This window comes from Nonomuraea sp. NPDC049725 (genome assembly GCF_040674795.1).
GTDB lineage: Bacteria > Actinomycetota > Actinomycetes > Streptosporangiales > Streptosporangiaceae > Nonomuraea > Nonomuraea ceibae.
Window position 1 is genome coordinate 667,081 of sequence record NZ_JBFANJ010000001.1, and the last position, 13,610, is coordinate 680,690.

Sequence of the window (13,610 nt, forward strand, 5' to 3'; positions counted from 1 at the left end):
GCGTTCAATGCCCTTTCAGCACGTTGCGGATGTAGCCCTCCAGCGGGTCGGCCGCGCTGCCGGCGGCGCCCGGGACGCTCAGGCCCTCGATGACCTCCTCCAGCCGCTCCCCCATCGTGGCGTGGGCGGCGGCGATCGCGTCCAACACGGCCTGGGCGAGCTGCAGGTGGTCCAGGTCGCGGGAGAGGCGCGGGTCGATGGTCAGGGCGCGCAGGCGCCCGCCGCCGGACACCACGGCGCGTACGGCCCCGCTCGGGTCCGTGCCTTCCAGCCGTTCCTGCTGCAGGTCGCTCATCGCCCCGGACAGCGCGCCGGCCCAGCTCTCGGCCTCGCGCAGCAGCCCGGAGAGGTTGTCGGGCCGCCCTTCTGCGAACGATTCCACGTGCCTCATGTCGTGGCCTGCGGCTGCTTGGGCTGCTGGGGCTGTTGCGGCTGGGAGGCCGGGACCCAGTATTCCTTCAGCCGGAAGGGGTCGGCGATCGCGGGCGTGAGGTTGAGGTCGCGCGCCCCCATGTCGGGGTTGCCGCTCTTGTAGAAGGCGCCTCGCAGCTCGTTGAGCTTGAGTTCGAGCTTGTTGAGATCACCTTCGTACGAGTTGTACACGTCGGCGAACTGCTTGACCATGTTCCCCGCCATGCTCATGAACACGCCCACCTGGGTCCACAGCGCGACCTTGCCCACCGGGTGGGCGCTGAGGGAGGCGATGGTGCGCAGCACGGGCGCGGAGGAGGCGTACAGGCTGAACACCGACAGGTCGTACTCCAGCACCTCCTTGAACTGGCTGTGCATGGTGCTGCTCATCTCGCCGGAGATCTTGCCGAGCTGGCTGTAGAGGCCGTTGACGTTGAATCGCACGTACTGCTGCAGGGTTTCGACCGCGCGGCCCTTCCAGTTGGGCGCGATGTCGTCGAAGAACGACCGCCACAGGTCAGAGCGGCTGCCTTCGAGCTGCCCGGCCATGTCCTTCCACTGTTCGCGCCGGTCGTAGAACAGGAACGGGTTGCCCATGTTGAGGGTGGCCGCCACGTCCAGCGCGAGTGCCGCGACGCCGAGGCCGGAGATGACCATGGCGCTGCGGGTGGTCTGGCGCAGGGGGTTGAGCTGCGAGATCAGCCGCCGGTAGAAGCCGGGGTCGGTGCGCGGCTGCGGCGGCGAGACGGTGATGGTGCGCTGCACGGCGCCCCGGGCGTTGGCGACGTGCAACTGCTGGCCGCCGGCAGGAGGCGTGGTCTGACCCGGCACGATCAGTTTCGGCGGTTCGCCGGATGGGGTGGTCATCGCGGGGTTCCTCCTACTTGATGGTGCTGGCCTTCTGGGCGGCGACGTAGTTCGCGGCGGCGGTGGAGATCTTGCCGCTGTCGGTGCGCAGCACGTCGGTGAGGATGCCGGCGCTGTCCCGCCAGGTGTCGGCGATGGTGTTGAGCCGGTTGACGAACATCAGCCCGACGATCGGGATGCCGGCCATCGGGGCCAGGTGCCAGCCTTCGAAGCGGGGCGTCCACTGCTTGACGCTGTCGACGCCGATGGCCGAGTCGCCCATCGTTCCGGCGAACTTGCGCACGTACCAGGCGTCGACCTCGTAGCCGCCCGAGGGGGTGCCGCCTCCGGGGTCGGCGACGGACGGCGGTGGCGCGGACGACGCCTGTACGGTCTGCGCCGACTGCGCGCGCACGGTGGGCGGGAGGCAGACCGGTGGCGGGCACGCGGGAGTGTGCGGGCACGGGCTCACCAGCGGCGGCGGCACCGTGCCGGCCTGGGAGGACGGGTCATCGGTCGACACGGCCTCGTTTTTACCAATTTGGATCAAGGCCGTGGGGTGATTCGGTGCCCCTGAAGCCAATGTTCAGCCGTTCGTCACCATTGCGACATTTACCCGTCCTCGGCACGCCCGGGGGCTCACGGGTAGATCTTCTGGTGCTCCCTCAGCATCGCGACGAACTTCTCGATCCGGGCCGCCCGCGTCGCGGGCCGCTTGGCGTCGCCGACGCGGTAGAGGATCGCGTAACGGTTGGCCCTGTCGAGCGTGGCGAAGAACTCCGCCGCCACGGGGTCGGCGTCGAGCGCCGCCTGAAGGTCATCGGGTACGGTCGCCGTGCTCGACGATTCGTAGGCCGCCTCCCACCGGCCGTCGGCCTTCGCCTTCTCGACCTGCGCGAGACCGGCCGGGCGCATCGCCCCGGCGGCGATGAGCCGTTCGACCTTGCCGCAGTTGACCTTCGACCACCGGCTCCTCGGCTTGCGCGGGGTGAACCGCTGGAGCCAGTGCTCGGCGTCGAACTTCACCTTCTGCCCGTCGATCCAGCCGAAGCAGAGCGCCACGTCCAGCGCCTCGGCGTACGTGACGGACGGGATGCCGGAGTCCTTCTTGGCGATCTTCAGCCAGAGGCCGGGCGAGACGACGTGCTCGGCGTCGAGCCACTTCTCGAACTCGGCCTGGGAGGCGAAGGCGAGGATGGGGAGATCTTGCTTGTCCGTCACTGCTTTGACGCGCTCCTTCGGAACGGGGTCGGTCCCGGCTCGATCGTCGCACCCGGGCGTACGTAGGGCACCTTGAAGTGCGTACTTCCTGGTAGAAAGCCGCTCTCCATACGGTAGTCCGCGATTCCTGAAATATCCGGAACTGGGGGCGATTCTTCATGCGTGCCGTTGTCATCCGGGCCTTCGGCGGGCCCGAAGTCCTGCGGATCGCCGACGTCCCGGCGCCGGTCGCCGCGGAAGGGCAGGTCCGCATCCGGGTCGAGGCCGCGACGGTCAACCCGGTCGACCTGGCCACCCGGTCCGGCGCGCTCACCGGAGCGGGCCTGCTGCCGGCGCGCGACGTGATCGGCATCGACTGGGACGCCGCCGGGACCGCCTGTCGCCCGTGGAGGCCGCCACGCTGCCCCTGAACGGCCTGATTGCCGCCCAGGCGCTCGACGGGCTCGGACTGGACGACGGGCAGACGCTGCTGGTGACCGGGGCGGCCGGGGCCGTCGGCGGGTTCGCGGTCCAGCTGGCCGTCGCGCGCGGGCTCCGCGTGGTCGCGGTCGCCGGGGCCGCCGACGAGCCGCTGGTCCGGCGGCTCGGCGCCGACCTGTTCGTGCCCGCACGGCCGAAGCGGGCACCCTCGCCCTCCGCGTCGCCGGCACCCTCCCCCTCGACCAGGTGGCCGCCGCCCACCACCGCCTCGCCACCACTCCCCTCCGCGGCCGCCTCGTCCTCACTCCGTAGCCGTACGATCACGCACGGCATGCGACCCGGACGAGGAACCGTACGGCGGGCAATCCAGAGGCCCGTCGACACCCTGCTGGCGTCCGGGCGGGCACCGGGTGCTGGAGGTCGCCTGGGGTGAGCCGGGTCAGGACCGGTTCGGGATGACGGTGGCGCCCGGTGTTCAGCGGATCTGGCCGGACCGGCCGGAGCGGGGTCTCACGCCTACCACATAGGCGGATTCGGAGGGGGATTCGGCCCCACAAGCCTTCTCCAGCCTGGTGCGAACAGTGTTCACCACGGACAAGTAACCTACCCCCGGTCGCGGGTAGTGGCCCGGGCGGCACATACTGGAGGGGTGAAGCCAGCTAGCGGCGCGCCCCGCCGCCACCTGCCTACCAGTCCCTTCAAACCCCCGCCTCCCGCTCCACCGGTCGAGCAGCTCAGCCTGAACGACCGGGTCACCCATGACCGTTTCGGCCTGGGTGTCGTCATCGGAGTGGAAGACGAGATCGCCGTCGTCGTCGACTTCGGGTCACGGCAGGAGCGGATCACGACACCTTTCCACAAGCTGTACAAGCTGTAGGACCGCTCAGGCGGTGCGATTGGATGCCGGGACGGCGCGCCGGCTGTTCGGGGCCGCGCGGGTCGCCCGGCTGGGCACCGCCGGTTCCGACGGGATGCCGCGTGTGGTGCCCGTGACGTTCGCCGTGCTCGGCGAACGGGTCGTGACGGCTGTCGACCACAAGCCGAAGCGCACCGCCGACCTGAGGCGGCTGCGCGACATCCGCGCGAATCCAAACGTCTCGCTGCTCGTCGACCATTACGAGGACGACTGGACGCGCCTGTGGTGGGCGCGTGCCGACGGCAGCGCGCGGATCGCCGACGAGGCCGAGCGTGCCGAGGCGCTCGACGCGCTGGTGGCCAAGTACGACCAGTACGCGGGCCGACGCCCGGAGGGTCCGGTGATCGTCGTGGCCGTGACCCGCTGGTCCGGCTGGCGCTACTGAGAACGGCGGCACGTACTCAGGTACTCGTACTCATGTGCTCGCCTGCCCGGTGGCGGATTCTGGGGGCATGACCAAACCAGTCCAGCCCACCATGACCGCCGCCTACTACGCGCAGAGTGTCATCTCGTTCGCCGTGGCGCTCGGCAGCACGGCGCTCGGCATCGTCTTCCTGCCGATCGACCCCTGGGTGCGGGCGTTCCTGGCGATCGCGGTGCTGTATACGGTGACGTCCGCGTTCGGCCTGGCCAAGGTCATCCGTGACCGGCAGGAGGTCGCCCACATGTCCAGCCGGGTCGACCAGGCGCGTCTGGACAAGCTGCTCACCGAGCACGACCCGTACAAGGTCGACAGTCTTTGACCGTCAGGCCTGGTCGAGCCCGCGTTCGATGGCGTAGCGGACGAGCTCGACGCGGTTGTGGAGTTGCAGCTTGTTCAGGGTGTTCTGTACGTGGTTCTGCACGGTGCGGTGGCTGAGCACGAGGCGTTCGGCGATCTGCTTGTAGGACAGGCCCTTGGCGACCAGGCGCAGCACCTCGGTCTCGCGGTCGGTGAGGCTGGGCCCGTCGGCGGCGGGGCGCTGGGTGGCGAGGCGGCGGTATTCGCCGAGCACGAGCCCGGCCAGGCCGGGGGTGAAGACGGGTTCGCCTTCGGCGGTGCGGCGGACGGCGTCGAGGAACTCCTCCCGGCTCGCCGACTTGACCAGGTAGCCGGAGGCTCCGGCCTTGACCGCCTCCAGCACGTCCTCGTGCTCGCCGCTGGCCGACAGGACCAGGACGCGGGGCGGCTGTTCGGTGGCGGCCAGCCCGCGGGCGACCTCGACGCCGGGCAGGTCGGGCAGTTGCAGGTCGAGGATGACCACGTCGGGCCGGATGGCGCCGGCGACGCGCAGCGCCTGGCGGCCCTCGCCGACGGTCGCCACCACCTCGTAGGCGGCGTTCTCCAGGTCGCGGGCGACGGCGTCGCGCCACATCGGGTGGTCGTCCACCACCATCACGCGCAGGGCACTGGTCATCTGGTCACTGTAATCTCGACCTCGGTGCCCTGGCCGGGCACGGAGGCGATCGTGACGGTGCCGCCGAGGCCGGCGATCCGGCCGCGGATCGACTGCGCGATGCCGAGCCTGCCTTCGGCCTCGGCTTCGGCGAGGCGGCCTGCGGGGATGCCGGGGCCCTCGTCGCGCACGGTGATGGTGATCGATCCGGCGTCGTCCTCGGCGAAGACCCAGGCGCGGGCGTCCTCTCCGCAGTGCCAGCGCACGTTGTCGAGCGCCGCGCCGACGGCCGCCTCGACCTCGCGGGCGTGGGCGGCGGGCAGTGGCAGCGGGGTGGCCGGGGCCGAGACGGTCACGGTGGGCGTGGTAAAGCGGCGTAACCGGGCGCCCACGTCGACCAGGCCGGCGTCGTCCTCGGCGGTGGCAGGACCGCTGCGGATCAGCTCGCGCACGGCCGCCTCCTGCTCGCCGGCGAGCCGGCCGAGCTCGGCGGCCTCTCCGCCGATCTCCAGGCCGCGCCGCTGCACCAGCGCCAGCACCTGCAGCACCGAGTCGTGGATGCCGCGCGCGATCCGCTCGCGCTCGCGCACGGCGGCCTCCCGCTCGACGGCCCGTTGCAGCCGCTCCTCCGCCTGCTTGGTGAGCCTGGCCACGTGGCCGACGACGGTGCCGGCCAGGATGAGCAGCACCGCGCCGTTGACCGGGACGGAGAGGTCGAAGCCGTGCGGGCCGCGCAGCCACAGGTCTGCGAGCGACAGCACGATCGCCGCGACGGCGCCCGCGCGCCGCCCGCCGTGGACCGCCCAGGCGAGCACCGGGCCGCCGACCCAGGTCGCCGTGACGGGCATCACCCCCGGCCCGGCGCCGGCCCCCTGGACGTACGGAGAGGCGGCCATGCAGCCGAGCGTGACGAGGACGTCGATCACCAGGAGGGCACGGCTGCGCGAGGTCGTGTAGGCGATGGTGGTGGCCACGGTCCACCCGGCCATCACGCCGAGGACGAGCCACCCGGCGACGGGCCGCGCGTAGCCGCCGGCACTGGCCAGCAGCAGCGCGGCGTAGCCCAGGGAGGCGAAGCGATAGACCGCGATGGCCCGCCAGAACGACCCCTCGATGCCCATGTGGCCCGACTATAGGCGGGTCAGCTCAGCACCAGCATGACGTGGCCGTCGGGGTCGGTGCCGGTCCGCCGGAAGCCGCACCGCTCCAGCAGCCGGACGGACCCGGCGTTGCCCTCGTGCGGGTCGGCGTGCAGCGGCCGCTCCCGCTCCAGCTCCAGGAAGCGGGTCAGGGCCAGCGTGCCGACGCCCTTGCCCCAGAACTCGCGGCCGAGCCAGTAGCCGACGAACCGCCGCTCGCCGTGCCACCAGGCCACCACGTTGCCCGCGAGCGCGCCGTCGACGGTCACCGCCTGGACGAGGCAGCCGGGGTCGCCGAGGACGTTGGCCTTCCAGTGGGCCATGAAGGCCTCGCGCTCCCGGGGCCGCCAGCGGGCCCGGGAGACCGCCTCCGGGTCGCACTCCTGCTCGTGGAAGGTGCCGAGGTCGGCCTCGGTGACATCTCGCAAACGCACGTCCATGCGCCCGAGTGTGCCGGTCGGCACCGACAGAACTACTCCTGCAGCACGGACAGCACGTTGCCCGCCGGGTCGGTGAACCAGGCGATGAGCGGACCGCCGCCCCGGAAGATCCCGCGCTCGTCGGTCTTCATGTGCGGGTAGCGCTCGAACCGCACCCCTCGGCGGACCAGCTCGTCCACCGCCTGCTCGATGTCGTCGACCGGGAAGTTGAGGATCGTGTACGTGGCCGGCACGTGATCCTCCTTCGGGTAGACCAGGATGTCGCGGTCGCCCGCGATGTGCAGGGTGAGCATGCCATGCTCTTCCGACACCCTGATGCCGAGCGTCCGGCCGTAGAACTCCTTGGCCGTGGCGATGTCGTCGACGGAGAAGCCGCTGAATGCCTTGGTCGTGCCGAACATCACATCGCCGCCCTGTGCTCGTCGCTGAGCTGGATGATCTGGACGTAGTTGCCGTCCGGGTCGATGGCCGTGGCGAACAGGCTGCCGTCGCGGTCCTCCAGCTCGGCCAGCCAGGCGGCGCCGGTGCTCTCCACCCGCTTCGCCACGGCGCGGGCGTCGTCGACGTCGAAGTTGAGGATCATCCTGCCGGGCTCGGGGTTCTTGTCCGAGATGTCCGTCCGGTGGTCGATGAGCAGGTGGAAACTCCCGTACGTGAGCACCCGGTAGCCGTTGACGTCGGCGGTCTCGGTGGCGTCGAGGACCGTCTCGTACCAGGTGGCGAGCCTGCGCGGATCGGCGCTGGCCAGGAGCATGCCGTCAAGTGCGGGCCGCTTCATGGTCTCTCTCCTTGCGGGTCGATGTCGCTGTCACCCATGAAGACCAGGCTGCCCGCCGAAACTCATCGGAGCCCGGCGGCGCGCCGCCGGGCTCCGACCGGGTCAGATCGTCCTGAGCGTCAGCCCGTACCTGCTGAGGATCTCGTTGACCGGCTGGTGGTACGTGGTCCCGCCGGTGCTGCAGTTGCCGGAGCCGCCCGAGGTGACGCCCTGGGCCTGGCCGTTCGAGATGAACGGACCGCCGGAGTCACCCGGCTGGGCGCACGCGCTGGTGCGGGTCAGGCCGCTGACCGTGCCCTGCGGGTAGGTGACGCTGGCGTTGTGCTGCTGGATGGTGCCGCAGCGCCAGCCGGTGGTGGAGCCGGAGCGGCAGATGGACGAGCCCACGGACGCCTGCGTGGAGCCACGGACGGCGACGAGCGAGCCGCCGGCGCCGCGGACGTACGGGGTGGCGTTGTGGCCGGGCGTGGCGACCCAGGCGTAGTCGTTGCCCGGGAAGGAGGAGCCCTGGAAGGTGCCCGACGGGCTGCTGGTCCGGGCGCCGGTGCGGCCGCAGTGGCCCGCGGTGACGAAGCCCGGGGTGGAGCCGCGGGTGACGGAGAAGCCGATGCTGCACCGGCTGGTGCCGATGTAGTAGGGGTCGCCACCGACGATGTCCTGGTAGAGCTGCGGGCTCTCGGTGCTGACGGTGAGCTGGACCGCGCTGCGGTCGACGCCCGCGGCGGCGGCCAGGGCCTCGGCGGCCTGCTGCTGCCCGGCGACGATGACGACGCTGTTGGTCGTCACGTCGACGTACCAGAGGGAGGCGCCGGAGCGGGCCTTGCGCGGGGCCTGGTCGATCTTCGCCTTGACGCCGTCGAGCTGGGCCAGCGTGCGGGTCACCACGACGGGTTCGGCGCCCTTGGCCTCGATGGCCGGCTTCTCGGCCGCGTCGGTGGTGGCGACCATGAGCTTGGAGGCGTCGGCGTTCAGCCAGGCGCCGCCGTACGAGTCGCCTAACGAGGCGGTCAGCGTGGCTTCGACCGCGGCGGCTCGCTGTTCGTTGGCGAGACGGGTGACGACCTGCTGCTCGGTGAGGCCGAGGTCACGCTCGAGTGCGTCGATGACGGCCGGCGGGGTGTCCGCCGGTGCCGCTTGGGGGACCGGTTCGGCGGCCAGCGCGGGGGTGAATGGAGTGGCCAGGCAGGCGGCCAGGAGGGCGGTTCCTGCCAGCGCACAGCGTTTACCGAACATGTGCACTCCTTGATGGGGGTGCTGTCAAGTTACCGCTGCGTATGTCGGCCGCCACGTACCAAACGACCCGTATTACGGAGTTATGGGGCCCCTTGCGGTCACAGACCGGAATCTTCCATGCTCGGGAATATATCCACTTGCCGAGCGGCTAGTAAACGGGCGTATACTCCAATGCGGACTTAAGAGGGGAAGTGGTGTCTTGGTAGCCCGGACACAGACCGCGACCCCCGCGGGACGGCACTACACCCACCGCGAGATTCTCGAGGTCATGTCGGGGCTCATGCTCGCCATGCTCACCTCGATGATCTCGACCTCCGTGGTGGGCACCGCGCTGCCGACGATCGTGGGGGAACTCGGCGGACAGGACCAGTACTCGTGGGTGGCGTCGGCGACCATGCTGACGATGACGGTGTCGACACCGTTGTGGGGCAAGCTGTCGGACCTGTTCGGCCGCAAGCTGCTCTTCCAGACCGCCCTCGGGCTGTTCGTCGCGGCGTCGCTCGTCGCCGGCCTGTCACAGGACATGGGCCAGCTCATCGCCGCCCGCGCCGTGCAGGGACTGGGCGTCGGCGGCCTGTCCGCCCTGTCGCAGGTCATCCTGGGCGACATCGTCTCGCCGCGCGAGCGCGGCCGCTACTCCGGCTACATGGGCGCCGTCTTCGGCATCTCCACCGTCGCCGGGCCGCTGCTCGGCGGGTTCATCGTCGACGCCGACTGGCTCGGCTGGCGCTGGTGCTTCTACGTGGTCGTGCCGTTCGCGCTGGTGTCCTTCTTCGTGATCCAGAAGGTGCTCAAGCTGCCGACGGTCAAGCGCGACACCACGATCGACATCTGGGGCGCCACCACCATCACGGCCAGCGCGAGCGCGCTGATGCTGCTGCTGACCTTCGGCGGCAACCAGTTCGCGTGGAACTCGCCCTGGACCTACTTCCTCGGCGCGCTCAGCCTGCTCATGCTGGCCCTGGCCGTGGTCGCCGAGCGCACCCACGGCAACCCGATCCTGCCGCCCCGCCTCTTCCGCAACCGCACGTTCGTGCTGACCAGCCTCGCCTCGCTGTTCGTCGGCATGGCGATGTTCGGCGCGATGATCTACCTGCCGCAGTACCTGCAGATCGTCAAGGGCATGTCGCCGACCGCATCCGGGCTCATGACGCTGCCGATGGTGTTCGCGCTGTTCGTGTCCGGCGTGGTCTCCGGCAAGATCGTCACCCGGACCGGCAGGTGGAAGCTCTTCCCCGTCGCCGGCCTGCTCATCGTGGCCGTCGGGCTGTTCCTGCTGTCGCGCTTGCACGTCGACTCCGGCGAATGGCTCATCGGCTTCGACGTGGCCGTGCTGGGCCTCGGGCTCGGGCTGTCCATGCAGATGCTGATCCTGGCCGCGCAGAACGGCTCCGAGCTGCGCGACATGGCCGCGACCACGTCCGGCGTGTCGTTCTTCCGGTCGCTCGGCGGCGCCGTCGGCGTGGCCGCGTTCGGCGCCATCCTCACCAACCGCCTCAACAGCGAGATGGCCGACATGCTGCGCGCCGCGGGCATGAAGCCCAGCGCCGACACCGCCTCGCTCGGCAGCCCCGACCAGATCCAGCACCTGCCCGAGCCGATCAAGAACATCATCCTGGAGGCGTTCACGCGCGGCCTGGAGACCGTGTTCATCGTCGGCGTGCCCATCGCGCTGCTCGGCTTCGTCGCCACGCTCCTGCTCAAGGAGCTGCCGCTGCGCGGCTCCGCGGCCCCGCCCGAGCCCGCCGCCCCGCCGCTCGGCAAGGACGACCTGGTCCTGGCCGGGCTGCTGCTGGAGCTCGTCGCCCAGCGGGTGGAGCGTACCAACGGACGGCCGTCCGCCCTGCTCACCGCGGTCGCCCGGATGGCCCCGCCCGACGACCGGTCCGAGCCGGAACGCGCCAGGTCGGTGGCGCAGAACGTGCTGCGCCCCACCTCGCGCGCGCTGATCGCGCAGGCCGCGCCGCCGCGCAAAGACCTCGTCACTGGAGGGATCCCGCAATGATTCGCAAGTTCATCGGCGCCGTCACGGCCGTCCTGGCGGCCCTGGCCGGCCTCTGGCTGATGCTCGCCCCGTTCGCCCTGGGCACCCAGCCGGCGAACGCCGACTGGACCGATCCGACCACCGCCGAGTTCTTCACCGGCCTCGGCGTGGCCGTCATCGGGCTCGCCGGCGCCGCCGCCTTCGCCGCCGCCATCCACGAGGACCTCGTCGCACGCGGCCTCGTGACCGTACGCGAGCGCAAGGCCGAGCCGGAGCCCGAGCCCGCCCCGGCGGCGCCGCAGACCTCATCCGCGGAGCTCGCCGCCCTGCTCGCGCCACTCGTCGAGGCGCTGCGCGAGGACCTGAACCACACCGCCCGCCCGAACCGCCAGAACGGCTCGGTCACCCTGGTCACCGCCGAGGAGAACCGATGAAGGCCAAACTGGGCGTCTCCGCCCTCGTCCTGCTGTTCCTGACCGGCCTCTGGCTGGTGGCCGCGCCGTTCGCGATCGGTTACCAGCCCGCCGGCGCCGCCTACACCGACGCCACCGTCAACGACCTGTGGATCGGCGGCGGGCTCGCCGTCGTCTCGTTCCTCGCCCTGGTCGTGTACGCGGCCGACGCCCTGCGCGAGCTCACCCGGGGGCGGCACGTCGGCTCGCCGACCGGTGACCGTACACCCTGACCTGGCACGACGTCGCATATGGTGGCCAGATGAAGCGTGCTGCCGCCATGACGTTCGTGATGCTCGCGTCCGTCGCGTGCGGCGGGCAGGCGCCGGTCGCGTCCTCCGCGCCCAGCCCGCCGGCCGCACCCACGACGCGGACGCCCGCCACCCCGGCCCCGACGCCGACCCCGACCGCCACCGAGCCGCCCGAGTTCAAGGCCGAGGTCAGCACCATCAGCCGTGACCGCCTGCGGCACTCGTGGCGCTCCGGCTGCCCGGTCCACTACCGCGACCTGCGGCTGATCACGATGTCCTACTGGGGCTTCGACGACAAACCGCACACCGGCGAGCTCGTCGTCAGGAAGACCGTCACCGACGACGTCGTCACCGTCTTCCGCAAGCTGTACGACTGGCGGTGGCCGATCCGGCGGATGGAGCTCGTCGACGTCTACCGGGGCGACGACTACGACTCCATCGACGCCGACAACACCTCGGCCTTCAACTGCCGCCGCGCCACCGGGTCCGGGAGCTGGTCCAACCACGCCTACGGCGAGGCCATCGACCTCAACCCGCGCGAGAACCCGTACGTCACCGCCGGCGGCGACACCGCCCACCCGAACGCCGAGAAGTACACCGAACGCCCGATGAAGGGCAAAGGCGTCATCAACCCCGGCGACAAGGTCGTACGGGCCTTCGCGGCCGTCGGCTGGGAGTGGGGCGGCGACTGGTCCGGCACCAAGGACTACCAGCACTTCAGCAAGGGCGGCGGCTGAGCCCGGACCCGGCGCGCGTCACGCACGGTGTGCCCAGGGTTACCGCAGGTCAGAAGGTACGTAGGATGATGACCACCACGTCATCTCAAGCGAAGGCTGCGACAATTTCGACATGGCGGACAAGGACGGCGACGGCTGGACCGAATGCGGACGAGGCCACCGGCACTGGGGGCTCCACGGCGCCTCAGGGCTCCTGGCCGTGCACCATGACGACCTCGGCACCCCGCATGTGCTGATGCAGAAGCGGTCCTGGTGGAGCCACCACGGCGGCACCTGGGGCCTGCCCGGCGGAGCCCGCGACAGCCACGAGGACGCCGTGGCGTCCGCGCTGCGCGAGGCCCACGAGGAAGCCGCGCTCGCCGCTGACGGGCTGCGCGTCCAGGGCGTCTACCTCGACGACCACGGCGGCTGGCAGTTCGAGACCGTGATCGCCGAGTCGGCCGAGCGGCTGGCCGCCGTGTGCGCCAACGGCGAGAGCGACGAGCTGCGCTGGGTGCCGCTGCCCGAGGTGCCGGGGCGCAAGCTGCATCCCGGGTTCGCCGAGACGTGGGACGACATCCAGGGCGCGATCAGCCCCGAGACCGTCGTGCTCGACGTGGCCAACATCGTCGGCGCCCGCCACGAGCACGGCTGGTGGAACGACCGGCTCGGCGCCGCCACCCGGCTGCTGCACGACGTGGCGGGGCTGCGGCTGGACCATCCGGTGCTGGCGCAGTGGTTCCCGCGCATGGTGGCGGTCGTCGAGGGCGCCGCCAGGGGCGTGCCCGACATGCCCGGCATCCAGGTGGTCGCCGCCACCGGCAGCGGCGACGACGCCATCGTGGACGTGGTGGCCCGGGCCAAACGGTGGGAGCGGATGCTCGTCGTCACCGCCGACCGGGCCCTGAAGGACCGCGTCACCGAGCTCGGCGCCGAGACCACCGGGCCGCGCTGGCTGCTCTCACAGCTGGGCAGGTAGGACCCCGTCGAAGACCGCCTTGAGCCCGGTCACGTCGAGCACGCGGCGCAGCACCCCGTGCACGCCCGTCAGGCGCAGCCCGCCGCCGTGCGCGCCCACCGCCCGCTGCAGCTCCACCAGCACCCACAGGCCGCTCGAATCGCAGAACTCCAGCCCGAGCGCATCCACCACCAGATCGAACCGGCCCTCGGCGGGCAAGTCGGCCAGCCGCTCCTTGAACCGGGGGGCCGTCAGCTTGTCGAGGTCGCCGGCCAGGCGCACGACAATGACGCCCTCGCCGCGCTCCACCTCGACGCTGAGATCCGCCACCTCCTGAACGTACACCGGCGCCACCGCAGCCGCTATCGTGGTGTGCGCACTGGAGGGTTCGCATAGTGGACGAGTGCAGCCGCCTTGAAAGCGGCCAGGTCAGCGATGGCCTCGTGGGTTCGAATCCCACACCCTCCGC

21 protein-coding genes and 1 tRNA gene are annotated in these 13,610 nt (G+C 71.0%); 11 read left to right on the top strand and 11 right to left on the bottom strand.

What is annotated here, in order from left to right:
- Positions 1–4: 4 nt before the first annotated feature.
- From AB0J53_RS03480 to AB0J53_RS03495, 4 genes are all read right to left on the bottom strand, one after another.
- Positions 5–382 (bottom strand): YbaB/EbfC family nucleoid-associated protein, encoded by a 378-nt coding sequence (locus AB0J53_RS03480; RefSeq protein ID WP_364168288.1) that lies wholly within the window; start codon positions 380–382, stop codon positions 5–7.
- A 5-nt stretch (positions 383–387) separates the two neighbouring features.
- On the bottom strand, positions 388–1,278 hold the full coding sequence (locus AB0J53_RS03485; protein WP_219498706.1) for a hypothetical protein: 891 nt from the start codon (positions 1,276–1,278) through the stop codon (positions 388–390).
- Positions 1,279–1,291: 13 nt separating this feature from the next.
- The gene (locus AB0J53_RS03490; protein ID WP_364168290.1) at positions 1,292–1,780 is read right to left on the bottom strand and encodes a hypothetical protein; all 489 of its coding nucleotides are present in this window, start codon (positions 1,778–1,780) and stop codon (positions 1,292–1,294) included.
- 116 nt (positions 1,781–1,896) lie between these two features.
- Positions 1,897–2,478 carry a YdeI/OmpD-associated family protein gene (locus tag AB0J53_RS03495; protein WP_364168292.1) on the bottom strand — a complete coding sequence of 194 codons (582 nt, stop codon included), beginning with the start codon at positions 2,476–2,478 and terminating at the stop codon, positions 1,897–1,899.
- Positions 2,479–2,636: 158 nt separating this feature from the next.
- Between AB0J53_RS03495 and AB0J53_RS03500 the strand changes: the two genes are divergently transcribed.
- The 5 genes from AB0J53_RS03500 to AB0J53_RS03520 all read left to right on the top strand — a co-directional run bounded on the left by AB0J53_RS03500 (position 2,637) and on the right by AB0J53_RS03520 (position 4,557).
- Complete coding sequence (locus tag AB0J53_RS03500) at positions 2,637–2,888, top strand: hypothetical protein (RefSeq protein WP_364168294.1); 252 nt, start codon at positions 2,637–2,639, stop codon at positions 2,886–2,888.
- Entirely contained in the window at positions 2,864–3,331 is a 468-nt protein-coding gene (locus tag AB0J53_RS03505; RefSeq protein WP_364168296.1) for a hypothetical protein, read from the top strand. The genes AB0J53_RS03500 and AB0J53_RS03505 overlap by 25 nt, the downstream gene beginning before the upstream one ends.
- Positions 3,332–3,547: 216 nt before the next feature.
- Positions 3,548–3,775, top strand: a complete 228-nt coding sequence (locus tag AB0J53_RS03510; protein ID WP_219498691.1) for a hypothetical protein — start codon at positions 3,548–3,550, stop codon at positions 3,773–3,775.
- A 19-nt stretch (positions 3,776–3,794) separates the two neighbouring features.
- Complete coding sequence (locus AB0J53_RS03515) at positions 3,795–4,199, top strand: TIGR03668 family PPOX class F420-dependent oxidoreductase (protein WP_364168550.1); 405 nt, start codon at positions 3,795–3,797, stop codon at positions 4,197–4,199.
- Between the two features lie 67 nt (positions 4,200–4,266).
- Positions 4,267–4,557 (top strand): YiaA/YiaB family inner membrane protein, encoded by a 291-nt coding sequence (locus AB0J53_RS03520; RefSeq protein ID WP_219498689.1) that lies wholly within the window; start codon positions 4,267–4,269, stop codon positions 4,555–4,557.
- Between the two features lie 3 nt (positions 4,558–4,560).
- Here the strand turns inward: AB0J53_RS03520 and AB0J53_RS03525 are convergent, their stop codons facing one another.
- From AB0J53_RS03525 to AB0J53_RS03550, 6 genes are all read right to left on the bottom strand, one after another.
- Complete coding sequence (locus AB0J53_RS03525) at positions 4,561–5,211, bottom strand: response regulator transcription factor (RefSeq protein ID WP_219498686.1); 651 nt, start codon at positions 5,209–5,211, stop codon at positions 4,561–4,563.
- On the bottom strand, positions 5,208–6,311 hold the full coding sequence (locus tag AB0J53_RS03530) for a DUF5931 domain-containing protein (RefSeq protein ID WP_364168298.1): 1,104 nt from the start codon (positions 6,309–6,311) through the stop codon (positions 5,208–5,210). Before AB0J53_RS03530 ends, AB0J53_RS03525 begins: the two co-directional genes overlap by 4 nt.
- A gap of 20 nt (positions 6,312–6,331) precedes the next feature.
- A complete protein-coding gene (locus AB0J53_RS03535; protein ID WP_364168300.1) occupies positions 6,332–6,769 on the bottom strand; it encodes a GNAT family N-acetyltransferase in 438 nt (145 codons plus the stop codon).
- A gap of 32 nt (positions 6,770–6,801) precedes the next feature.
- Positions 6,802–7,170 carry a VOC family protein gene (locus AB0J53_RS03540; protein WP_364168302.1) on the bottom strand — a complete coding sequence of 123 codons (369 nt, stop codon included), beginning with the start codon at positions 7,168–7,170 and terminating at the stop codon, positions 6,802–6,804.
- Positions 7,170–7,547 (bottom strand): VOC family protein, encoded by a 378-nt coding sequence (locus tag AB0J53_RS03545; protein ID WP_364168303.1) that lies wholly within the window; start codon positions 7,545–7,547, stop codon positions 7,170–7,172. The genes AB0J53_RS03540 and AB0J53_RS03545 overlap by 1 nt, the downstream gene beginning before the upstream one ends.
- Positions 7,548–7,649: 102 nt before the next feature.
- The gene (locus tag AB0J53_RS03550) at positions 7,650–8,780 is read right to left on the bottom strand and encodes a S1 family peptidase (protein WP_364168305.1); all 1,131 of its coding nucleotides are present in this window, start codon (positions 8,778–8,780) and stop codon (positions 7,650–7,652) included.
- An 82-nt stretch (positions 8,781–8,862) separates the two neighbouring features.
- On the opposite strand from AB0J53_RS03550, the gene AB0J53_RS03555 reads away from it, so the two are divergent.
- The 5 genes from AB0J53_RS03555 (at position 8,863) to AB0J53_RS03575 (ending at position 13,162) form a co-directional block, all read left to right on the top strand.
- Positions 8,863–10,785 carry an MDR family MFS transporter gene (locus AB0J53_RS03555; protein ID WP_364168307.1) on the top strand — a complete coding sequence of 641 codons (1,923 nt, stop codon included), beginning with the start codon at positions 8,863–8,865 and terminating at the stop codon, positions 10,783–10,785.
- The gene (locus tag AB0J53_RS03560) at positions 10,782–11,198 is read left to right on the top strand and encodes a hypothetical protein (RefSeq protein ID WP_357591224.1); all 417 of its coding nucleotides are present in this window, start codon (positions 10,782–10,784) and stop codon (positions 11,196–11,198) included. The genes AB0J53_RS03555 and AB0J53_RS03560 overlap by 4 nt, the downstream gene beginning before the upstream one ends.
- Positions 11,195–11,449, top strand: coding sequence for a hypothetical protein (locus AB0J53_RS03565; protein ID WP_364168309.1), 255 nt, complete (start codon positions 11,195–11,197; stop codon positions 11,447–11,449). Before AB0J53_RS03560 ends, AB0J53_RS03565 begins: the two co-directional genes overlap by 4 nt.
- A gap of 29 nt (positions 11,450–11,478) precedes the next feature.
- Positions 11,479–12,204 (top strand): M15 family metallopeptidase, encoded by a 726-nt coding sequence (locus AB0J53_RS03570; protein WP_246643587.1) that lies wholly within the window; start codon positions 11,479–11,481, stop codon positions 12,202–12,204.
- 112 nt (positions 12,205–12,316) lie between these two features.
- Positions 12,317–13,162 carry an NUDIX domain-containing protein gene (locus AB0J53_RS03575; RefSeq protein ID WP_219498662.1) on the top strand — a complete coding sequence of 282 codons (846 nt, stop codon included), beginning with the start codon at positions 12,317–12,319 and terminating at the stop codon, positions 13,160–13,162.
- Here AB0J53_RS03575 and AB0J53_RS03580 read toward each other — a convergent pair.
- The gene (locus AB0J53_RS03580; RefSeq protein WP_219498660.1) at positions 13,145–13,471 is read right to left on the bottom strand and encodes an STAS domain-containing protein; all 327 of its coding nucleotides are present in this window, start codon (positions 13,469–13,471) and stop codon (positions 13,145–13,147) included. The two genes, AB0J53_RS03575 and AB0J53_RS03580, sit on opposite strands and share 18 nt — an antisense overlap.
- Positions 13,472–13,522: 51 nt before the next feature.
- Between AB0J53_RS03580 and AB0J53_RS03585 the strand changes: the two genes are divergently transcribed.
- Positions 13,523–13,609: transfer RNA gene (locus AB0J53_RS03585), tRNA-Ser, on the top strand.
- The last annotated feature ends 1 nt before the right edge of the window (position 13,610 follow it).

Bases quoted from the DNA above. Each gene is read 5' to 3' on its own strand.
- AB0J53_RS03570 (WP_246643587.1), top strand. From the start codon at position 11,479: ATGAAGCGTGCTGCCGCCATGACGTTCGTGATGCTCGCGTCCGTCGCG.
- AB0J53_RS03555 (WP_364168307.1), top strand. From the start codon at position 8,863: ATGGGGCCCCTTGCGGTCACAGACCGGAATCTTCCATGCTCGGGAATA.
- AB0J53_RS03485 (WP_219498706.1), bottom strand. From the start codon at position 1,278: ATGACCACCCCATCCGGCGAACCGCCGAAACTGATCGTGCCGGGTCAG.
- AB0J53_RS03535 (WP_364168300.1), bottom strand. From the start codon at position 6,769: ATGGACGTGCGTTTGCGAGATGTCACCGAGGCCGACCTCGGCACCTTC.
- AB0J53_RS03545 (WP_364168303.1), bottom strand. From the start codon at position 7,547: ATGAAGCGGCCCGCACTTGACGGCATGCTCCTGGCCAGCGCCGATCCG.
- AB0J53_RS03560 (WP_357591224.1), top strand. From the start codon at position 10,782: ATGATTCGCAAGTTCATCGGCGCCGTCACGGCCGTCCTGGCGGCCCTG.
- AB0J53_RS03525 (WP_219498686.1), bottom strand. From the start codon at position 5,211: ATGACCAGTGCCCTGCGCGTGATGGTGGTGGACGACCACCCGATGTGG.
- AB0J53_RS03500 (WP_364168294.1), top strand. From the start codon at position 2,637: ATGCGTGCCGTTGTCATCCGGGCCTTCGGCGGGCCCGAAGTCCTGCGG.
- AB0J53_RS03550 (WP_364168305.1), bottom strand. From the start codon at position 8,780: ATGTTCGGTAAACGCTGTGCGCTGGCAGGAACCGCCCTCCTGGCCGCC.
- AB0J53_RS03520 (WP_219498689.1), top strand. From the start codon at position 4,267: ATGACCAAACCAGTCCAGCCCACCATGACCGCCGCCTACTACGCGCAG.
- AB0J53_RS03565 (WP_364168309.1), top strand. From the start codon at position 11,195: ATGAAGGCCAAACTGGGCGTCTCCGCCCTCGTCCTGCTGTTCCTGACC.
- AB0J53_RS03530 (WP_364168298.1), bottom strand. From the start codon at position 6,311: ATGGGCATCGAGGGGTCGTTCTGGCGGGCCATCGCGGTCTATCGCTTC.
- AB0J53_RS03575 (WP_219498662.1), top strand. From the start codon at position 12,317: ATGGCGGACAAGGACGGCGACGGCTGGACCGAATGCGGACGAGGCCAC.
- AB0J53_RS03540 (WP_364168302.1), bottom strand. From the start codon at position 7,170: ATGTTCGGCACGACCAAGGCATTCAGCGGCTTCTCCGTCGACGACATC.